This is a genomic window from Alteromonas sp. a30, assembly GCF_026788005.1.
Taxonomy (GTDB): Bacteria; Pseudomonadota; Gammaproteobacteria; order Enterobacterales; family Alteromonadaceae; genus Paraneptunicella.
In genome coordinates, this window is sequence record NZ_JABEPE010000038.1 from 1 (window position 1) to 8,555 (window position 8,555).

Here is an 8,555-nt window from a genome sequence, read left to right on the forward strand (position 1 = left end):
CTCTTTAACTTATATCTGAAAGTTGATAAAGGTATAATTCATGGAGCAGTACCAATGAGTTAGGGGATGATAAAATGTCAAAATCAACCCCTTTAAATGTGCGTAACACACTGTAACCAAAGAGATAATTTAAGTATGTCAACTTTCAGATAAAAGTTGATGCAGCAAAAAGTCACGGATGAAAATGCAAAAAGGACGTAACGATAACCATCCGAAAAAGGGCGCATCCATTAAGGTACAGCCCATTCGTAGCCTTGATGCTATTCGCGCGATTAAGGCTAATCTTTCCAACCAACCGCGCAATCTTTGCTTATTTACACTCGGTATAAACACCGCATATCGAGCGAACGAAATAGTGTCCCTGACGGTCGGGCAAGTCGCGCCCCTCAACGCTGGCGACTTGCTGGACGTTAAACAATCCAAAACCAAAGAATACCGCTCCACGGCAGTAAACAAGGTCACGGTTGACGCTATTCAGAATTGGCTAACGTGCCATCCACTCGCTAACGACCCAAATGCGCCACTCTTCCTGTCGCAGCGCAGACGTTACCAAGCCCTCACGGTCGAAGGTGTAAACCATCTGGTGAAGCATTGGTGTTATAATGCGGGACTACAAGGTAATTATGGTTCGCATACGCTTAGGAAGACTTGGGGGTATCACCAGCGCATCACCAACCACACCAGCGTTGCACTCCTCATGAAAGCCTTTGGTCACGCCACCGAAGCCCAAACCCTTGAATATCTCTGCATCCTGCCGTTTGAAGTACGTGACCTTTATTGCACGTTGGAGTTGTGAATTGATTTTCTTAAAGATTGCAAAGGGGAATATACGAACCTATTATCTTTTCGGTCTGCATTGCTTTTTTACTGGTGACTAGAGTTACGGTCTGTTTTTTAAAAATCTGGAGTTGGTACTGTGCTCCGCACAGCTATGACTCCAGACGAGATTTCAATTTGGAGAGAGATTTGAAGCATCTAGACGATTTTCCTACAAGGGATAACAATCATGAAATTCAAGAACAGGCCGAAACGGCATTTCGAAATGCCGTTAGCGATTTTGGTGAATTTATAATTCAAAAAGAAGATCGCAAAGATTATGGGACAGACTTTCAGCTTGAAGTAATCAAAGATGGAGGGGTGGCTAACATACGCATTCACGTTCAGGTGAAGGGAACCAATTCAAAACAATTAAGTAATACTTCCGTAAGTCTTTCAGTTGCCAGAACAAATTTGAATTATCTCTTACAGCAACCTAATTCTATCTATGTCTGTTTTCATGTTCTTACTAGGAGGTTATTGGTTCGTCATGTAGATGATGTGTTAAGGGAGTATGAGCATCAAGGAACTAACTGGCGTAGTCAGAAATCCATAACAGTCAATTTTGCCCAGATATTTGATACACAGTTTCAGAACAAACTTAAGAAAAGTTCATTAGAGATTGCAAAAATGTCTAGAAATGAACGAATTTTATTTACAGTTACTCCACCAGATAAAATATCTCAAGCCTTAGGAAAAAGAACACAGAAAATTATCGTTCCTAACAACTATGAGCAGGCAAAGTCCATGATAGAGGGGCTTTATAGCGCGGGTGAGGATATAGTTATAAGCAACACCTTTGAACTTTTTGAGGTTGAACTTGGGGAGTATCCAAAAGATATGATGTTAGCCTACATGGCTGAAATTAATCTCGGTATTGATGGTTATAAAATAAACGAAGAACGTGTTAGAAATGGTATAAAATTGATGCAGAGCTTCTTAGAACTGCCTTACTTTGAAGCGGGATCTTTGCTCTATTCTATAGGGAATGGTTGGTTGGCATTAAAAGAATACGGAAAAGCACGTGATACTTACAACCAAGCGTTACCTTTGCTTGATAGCCCCAGCCTTTCCGACCTAGCAGCGCAATGTTACAAAAACATGGGATCTGCAATGGAACATTTAAGCAAGGATAAAAATGTTGCGATTACCTTTTACCAGAGGGCTTTAGAATTAAATCGAAATTTAAACGAAGCTCATTTTGCATTAGCACTTTTCTACCGTAATAATTTGAAGTTTGAACAAGTATTAGAGCATCTTGAGCAAGTTGTATTTATGAATAGAGATAATGCACGGCATTCGTCGGTTCAGGGATGGAGAATTGAAGCTCTTTTTAATGTAGGTGATTATAGTGGGGCATTCAGAGAAATAAATACTCTAATTCGTAGCGGCGGTGTTTACAGTTGGGTTTGGCCTTGGTGTGCAAAGGTTGTTGCCTGCTTTGGGAGAGATTCAATAGAGTCAACTAAAAAAGCGATTAAATTTTGGGACTCTTTCCTAATAAATTCTCATGAGGTTACCGATGTAAAAGAGCAACGCTTACTTTGCCTTATGAGGCTCAAATTTGGTGGCATCGATACAGGTACTTGTTTTGAAATATTTAAAAACCAAGTTTTAGAAATTATAAACGAAGAAAATATTGATGCGGCATTCTGGTACGACCGAATTGGACATTGGGCACAATGTGATGGTAACTGGGAAGATGCAGAAGTTTTTTATAGGAAAGCATTTGAACTAGACCCTGAACGATATGGCTATTGTTTGGGAACCGCTTTAAATTTTCTTGGACAATATGAAAAAGCTCAACCAATCTTGATAAAGCAAGCTGAAAAATATTGTCCAGATGCTCAAAGCTGGTTTCAGGTTGCGATCGCAAGCGAAGGACTAAATGACATTGGTGGCTGCCTTTTCGCTTATCATAAAGCTGTTGTTCTCGATCCCGATTATGATTTAGCTTGGTTCAATCTGGGAGGGATCTACTGGAATATTGGTGCAGAAAGCGATGCTATCAAAATATGGAAGGAAGCTGTTGAACGTTTTCCTGATCATGAATTAGCAATTGAACTGAAACAGAAAGTCCTAAGTTAGCGTTTGAAATTTTAACGGTCACTTAGCTACACTTATTGGAATCACAAAGTCAGCCCCATATTCTAGCTCTTAAGCATCTAAAGGTTCTGCCAAAATTCAGCAGACATATCCTACTGAGATGCTGTTCCTTTTAATAATAATTTAAAAGCAGTTGATTCATCTCTTTGCCGTGGGCGTATTAACAAGTAGTAGTCATTTCCAGGCATAAGGAAGACATTTTTTATCATGGGGCGATCTTCTCTTCTTTGATGAAATATTCCTTTCTTTATTAGAGCACCTCCTTTTTTTAGTTCAACACGCAGTTCATTTGACAAGTTAGTGACATAAATGTTCACGATTGAGGGTTTTTTTACTCCGAATGAGTAAAAAAGAGAGCCTGACTGTATAGTCATTCCTTGAATCTCATATTCTGCTGGCAAACTTCCGATTTTGGTTGCTGTATTCTGAGAGTTATTTATTTGGACACTTTTCTTTGAGGTGATAACGCTACCGTACCCCTTATCTGCATCATCAATATTCATCTTTCCAGACATCATAAAAAGAGCCATTTCTTTTTTGCATTCCCTTTCGTTATTCACTTGCGAGGGAAGGGAGTCGAAGGGCAAACCTTCGTATTCAACTCCCTTGACTGAATATGTGCCTTCAGCTGATAGCTCAACACCAAAAACTTTTTTTAAAGCACTCGGGTTCAGTTGCCCCTTTAAATTTGTTTTAAAATCAGATGCTTTATTGGAACCAGAGAAAGGTATTTTTCCGCATATACTTGCTGCAAATGTGCTAATTTCGTTTAACGTTTGAGCCTGTGATTGAAAGGATAAAATAATAAAAAGTGATAAGATTAAGCTGTTACGTATAGTTAGCATTTCCAATGCCTTTTAAAGTGTTTCGGTAATTTCAAGTTTGGTATATATCAAGCATCTGTCAATTAAGCCTATGTTTTTAGCTATTGAAAGTTATATTCAAATATTGTGTCTAATTTTTTAGTAGCTTGTTTTTTCTCTAATTTCATATGGCTCAGGCTCTTAAAATTAATAATTTTTAAGGCTGTTTCATAACGCAACTTATAAACATCAAATAACTGCTGCAACTCCTGCCGCTCTTCCAATTGCTTAAATATCAAATCATCCATTGTCTGTTGGCTGCGCTGATGTAGGCGCAGTGCTTCAAGTTCGTTTTTACGGGTGATGCGTAGGCGCTCACCAGTAATGCGTTGCCACAATCCTTTGATGCCTCGGGCGAGGCTTTTTTGCTGGGCTTTTCGTTGTGCAATTAGCGCCTTTTCCTGTTTGATTTTAAGGGCTTCTCGTTCTTTTTGATGAGCGTTTGCTATGGCTTTTTTCTGCTGTAAAAGCGGGGCAATGTTCTGTTGGTGGTTTTTATAAAGCTGATCAGAATTACTCTGAATATTTTTGGCAAGCTTACTATCAATATGCTTCTTGGTTTCTTCAACTGATTGCAACTTTTCGGCGTCACCTAATCGCTGTGATAGTTCCTTAGTTTTGGCTCCCGTGTGGCGAGATAAGGAACGGACTTGACCCGTCCAGTCCACGAATACAAACGAGCGCCGAGGATTCCCGCAAGCCAGATAATAGCCTCTATTGTTCATGGCGCTTTCAAAGGCTTTTTTGCTTCGGTTGGTTAACCAAAGCTCTTTAATTTCTTGCTTTATCTGTTTGGGATCTCGCTTTTGCCGTTTGGCTTGTTGCCACTCTGCCAAGGTGAAGTTTAGCGGGTTATTGTTGCTGCGATCCATATGGCCTTCGGGCAAGCGCCATCCCTGCTCCAAGTAGATGGATTTGCCAATCTCCATAAGCTTGTTTTTGAAATATGGCAGATTAATTGCGCGCATATTATCAACATCAATGCGTGACCAAACACAATGCGCGTGGCGGCGTCCTTGTTTTTCATGAAAGACCATGACATAGGGCTGATTTTCTAATCCGTTTTGCTCAGCTATTCGCTTTGCTGTTCTTTCAAATAACGCGGTTGTTGCGCGTTTTTCTGGTGGTGGAGAAAGGCTCACGGAAAATAAATATTGCTGGCAACGCGTGCCTTTGCTTAGTGCATCAATTTCTTCAAAAGCTTCATGAATGCTTTCCCCCATAAAGCCGTCTATGCGGTGAACTTCGACATGCTCATTGTCGTGCCCATTCATAAGATGCGCTGCGAGCGCAGACGCACCGCCGCGTTGTGAGGCTTTAATGATCATCTAGGGCGCTTTCTTGCCTAATGCGGACAAAAGCAAGTTGCGGATCTCTGTAAGCTCTGATTGGGCTGAATTAAGCGTGTCGATTGCTTCATCGGGCATGATGACCATGCCGCAGTTCACAGCTTTGGCGATTTGGTTAATATTGGGAGACAGGCGCGATTGCATGAGCTTGCCAAGCGCTAATGAAAGTTGCTCTTGATCTTTGAGTGGCCTTTTATTGGTGCGAATCTTTTTGATCTCACCCTCTAATAACGTGCTGCGTAAATAAGCACTGAGTGTTAGATCGCCTGCTGCTTGTAATAAGCGCTCATGATCGGATTGTGAAAGGCGAAACAGCACAGTCTTAGATTTTGTATCTTTAGGCATATCACTGACGAAGTTGGTTGCGGTGAAGCCAATATGCAAAAACGTGTCGTTTCCCTTGGGAAACAGACACGCTTTTCTCTCTAATGCAGCAATTAAATGTCTAAACTTGGGGGAGGTAGAGCTGGATTTTCATCTGCATATACCTCGGGGCATTCGTATTCTAGGAAGGTATTCCAGTCTGCTAAATCCTCAAATAATAGGTTCGAGAATTTTACTGATGTCTCCGCCATTCCTGAATCACTACTAGCCAATTCCCCTACAGCCCTGAATGGGCGGACGATTGCGGGAGTTCGAAAACCCTCATTTTATCGTATATGGCTCTACCCCATTTGAATGTTTTGGTTGCAACATTGGAAAGCCTTTTGGATGGTCAGAGGCACAAGAATACGTGGCTTGCCGCGCTCACTTAGTGTACCGAGGAGCTTTCAAATTTTGATGAGTACATTATGATTGACGCGCTGTACCTTGTTGAAATGAAAGTGCTAGATCACATCATCGTGGGCGAAGAAGTGGTGTCTTTCGCGCAAAGGGGGATGATTTAGGCGTTCCTTGTGTGGGAACGTCCGCATTTTAATAAATCGTGGTTTATTGTTAGCGTAAATTTGGAATTTCACCGCGTGAAATCTTGTTCACAATCGCTTTTAATTCTTGTTGGATCAGGTAATTGTTGGCCTTGATAACCGTAGGGACATCGCGGGTTTGACGCATAAGTGAAACAATTATAATCATCCCCTGAACAATAGGGAAATAGACCATATAATGCTCGCGAATAGGATAAACACCAATGCCGTAAGCTCCTGTGAGTTCTTCGTGGTCAGGAAGGCTGTGGTGGTTTTGGGCATATATCCAGCGCACTCATGTAGGTCTTTGAAATACTGCTGGGTTAGCTGAGTCCCCCATCGTTTTTTTGACCAATGGCGCGCATGCCTGAAATCATTTTCGGCAGTGAGCGTCAATAAATAGCGCCTATTCATCCTTGTCGTTCTTTTTGTCATCTTTTTTGCTTTAGGGCTTAATCTTCTTCGGCAATGTCTAAAATAGATTTACTGGAAAAACGCCCTTGTTTGAGGTCGCTCAAGCCCTCCATCATGTGTAACAGGGTGGATTGTGCTTCCATGTCTTTGCGGATTAAGTCGCGTAAATACTCGCTAGGTGTGGCGTAAACGCCAGAATCGCCCGTGCGAGAATCTATAAAATGTCGTAATTCATCGGTGAGCGACAGGTTTAAGCTGCTTGCCATTTTCTTGCCTCCTGTAAAAAGCCTCTCTCTTATAAGTAGCACTATATGACGTATAGCGTCAATATTCGACATTTTATGCGCATTCTTTAAATGCGAGCACGTCTAAAATTAACAATATCGGACAATCTGGCTTAAGATGGAATCAGGAGAGTATGAAGATGAATGTAAACCTAAGCCCAGCATTTGAGAGCTATATTCAGCAGCAACTAGAAAGTAGTATGTACAATAATGCCAGTGAAGTTGTGCGTGAGGCTTTGCGCCTTAAAATGCAGCAAGACTAAGTTTATAACGCCAAGCTTGAGGCATTGCGGAACATGCTTGTCGATGGCGAAAATAGCGGTGATCCAATCCCATTAGATATGCACGAGATCATTGCTCAGGCGCAAAAAGATGCGGGTGTAGATACGTAAAATTGTCCAGCGAACCCTTGCCAGACTTTAGACCCCAAATTTATTAAAACAGTATCGATGCAGGCTCCAGTTATCACTATCAAAAGTAGGATGATTACAGTCTACGTAAATTAACTATGGTGAATGGCTTGGTAGTAAAGGGGAGTTAAATTTATCTATGCTTTCAATGCCATTAGAGCTTCCAGCCTTTCCTAGTATTGCTCCCATTAAACATAAAATTTCCCAAATTATTAACTTGATGCCTATAGTTTAATTAAGCGCTGTTGAGCGTTTTATCTGCTTAGTGGCGTAAGGCCAATGTCCATGATTCGTGATTTGAGCATGGATGCAGTAATTGGATTTAAGACGAAAGTTAATAGGATATGGATATGAAAAAAATAATAGTGTCACTTGTACTGTTTTACTTGTCTTTCTCTGCTGCATCAAGCACTCGTATTACGCCTGATGTGAATAATCCCGTTGTCGCGCTTTTAGGTGCAAGTTTGGTTGATCCTGAAGCATCGCCCAATAATACCGTTGGTTTGACCAGTTTGAATGGTTCTTCTTATCGAGGCATTGCCGACTATTTAAAAGCCGAGTCGATAAACGAAGCAGATGGTATTGTGTATCGAGAGCAAGCTGAGGGCGGGGCTACTACTAATGGGAAAAATGGGTTTTTAAGCATTTTGGAACAAGCTCAGCGGGTCATTGAGCATACAACGCAGTGGTCTGATGGTACGCATACTAAAGCTGCTGTTTTGTTCCGTTTTAACGATTGTTTACACTCTATCGCAGGGATTTGCGAAAATAAGCGTGATGTTCTCAATATACCCGTAGCCAATACGCTCGAAGTGATTCATTACTTACAAAGCCAAGATATTTTGGTGATAGTGCCGCAATTACCAAGTTATGATGATATGGATCTTCCTTTGCTCGAAGAGCGCTTTCGGGAGGTCGTCCCGGATTTTCGTGTGGCAACGGAAGCTCAATATCACATGCTTAAATCCACATTTGAAGATGAAGTTGGCAAAATTCCCGGTGTGGTGATGTTGGATATATGGGGAGGAATGCAACATATTGGTGATGGATTGCACCCCAACCATAACAGCAAAAAACAAGCTGCTAAAAAGCTACATCAACACTTACAACACGCGTTTAAAGCTCAATAAAATAGCAGGTTGATTAATATTTGAGTGAAGGGGCGCTATTATGCAACTTTTCTTAAATTAGGGGTTGATTTAATTTAAGTGAAATGTACAATGCGCTCCGCACTCGGGAACTTACGAAGACGATATCAAATAAGTTCTTAAGCGTTGCTATTTTATCTAAAATAACAATATTCGGGTGTATATTTGCTTAAGCAAAACAGTGCGTGTGTAGCTCAGCTGGATAGAGTACCTGGCTACGAACCAGGCGGTCGGAGGTTCGAATCCTTCCACACGCGCCA

At 41.3% G+C, this 8,555-nt stretch carries 9 protein-coding genes, 1 tRNA gene and 1 pseudogene; 6 read left to right on the top strand and 5 right to left on the bottom strand.

Annotation, left to right across the window (positions count from 1 at the left end; all coding sequences use genetic code 11):
- Nucleotides 1-184: 184 nt before the first annotated feature.
- The gene (locus HJG39_RS18520; protein WP_268411826.1) at nucleotides 185-796 is read left to right on the top strand and encodes a tyrosine-type recombinase/integrase; all 612 of its coding nucleotides are present in this window, start codon (nucleotides 185-187) and stop codon (nucleotides 794-796) included.
- A gap of 170 nt (nucleotides 797-966) precedes the next feature.
- Nucleotides 967-2,904 carry a DUF4365 domain-containing protein gene (locus HJG39_RS18525; RefSeq protein WP_268411812.1) on the top strand — a complete coding sequence of 646 codons (1,938 nt, stop codon included), beginning with the start codon at nucleotides 967-969 and terminating at the stop codon, nucleotides 2,902-2,904.
- A 110-nt stretch (nucleotides 2,905-3,014) separates the two neighbouring features.
- Here the strand turns inward: HJG39_RS18525 and HJG39_RS18530 are convergent, their stop codons facing one another.
- From HJG39_RS18530 to HJG39_RS18540, 3 genes are all read right to left on the bottom strand, one after another.
- A complete protein-coding gene (locus HJG39_RS18530; RefSeq protein ID WP_268411814.1) occupies nucleotides 3,015-3,767 on the bottom strand; it encodes a hypothetical protein in 753 nt (250 codons plus the stop codon).
- 80 nt (nucleotides 3,768-3,847) lie between these two features.
- On the bottom strand, nucleotides 3,848-5,113 hold the full coding sequence (locus tag HJG39_RS18535) for a relaxase/mobilization nuclease domain-containing protein (protein WP_268411817.1): 1,266 nt from the start codon (nucleotides 5,111-5,113) through the stop codon (nucleotides 3,848-3,850).
- Entirely contained in the window at nucleotides 5,114-5,518 is a 405-nt protein-coding gene (locus HJG39_RS18540; RefSeq protein ID WP_268411818.1) for a hypothetical protein, read from the bottom strand.
- 407 nt (nucleotides 5,519-5,925) lie between these two features.
- Here HJG39_RS18540 and HJG39_RS18545 point away from each other — a divergent pair, with 407 nt between their 5' ends.
- Nucleotides 5,926-6,021 carry a JAB domain-containing protein gene (locus tag HJG39_RS18545; RefSeq protein WP_268411819.1) on the top strand — a complete coding sequence of 32 codons (96 nt, stop codon included), beginning with the start codon at nucleotides 5,926-5,928 and terminating at the stop codon, nucleotides 6,019-6,021.
- Nucleotides 6,022-6,070: 49 nt separating this feature from the next.
- On the opposite strand, the gene HJG39_RS18550 is transcribed toward HJG39_RS18545, so the two are convergent.
- Nucleotides 6,071-6,334, bottom strand: coding sequence for a hypothetical protein (locus tag HJG39_RS18550; RefSeq protein ID WP_268411821.1), 264 nt, complete (start codon nucleotides 6,332-6,334; stop codon nucleotides 6,071-6,073).
- A 157-nt stretch (nucleotides 6,335-6,491) separates the two neighbouring features.
- Nucleotides 6,492-6,719, bottom strand: coding sequence for a ribbon-helix-helix domain-containing protein (locus HJG39_RS18555; protein ID WP_268411822.1), 228 nt, complete (start codon nucleotides 6,717-6,719; stop codon nucleotides 6,492-6,494).
- 158 nt (nucleotides 6,720-6,877) lie between these two features.
- Between HJG39_RS18555 and HJG39_RS18560 the strand changes: the two are divergent.
- From HJG39_RS18560 to HJG39_RS18570, 3 genes and pseudogenes are all read left to right on the top strand, one after another.
- Nucleotides 6,878-7,129: pseudogene (locus tag HJG39_RS18560) on the top strand (type II toxin-antitoxin system ParD family antitoxin).
- Nucleotides 7,130-7,497: 368 nt separating this feature from the next.
- The gene (locus HJG39_RS18565; protein ID WP_268411824.1) at nucleotides 7,498-8,277 is read left to right on the top strand and encodes a hypothetical protein; all 780 of its coding nucleotides are present in this window, start codon (nucleotides 7,498-7,500) and stop codon (nucleotides 8,275-8,277) included.
- A 201-nt stretch (nucleotides 8,278-8,478) separates the two neighbouring features.
- Nucleotides 8,479-8,555 (top strand) — tRNA-Arg (locus HJG39_RS18570).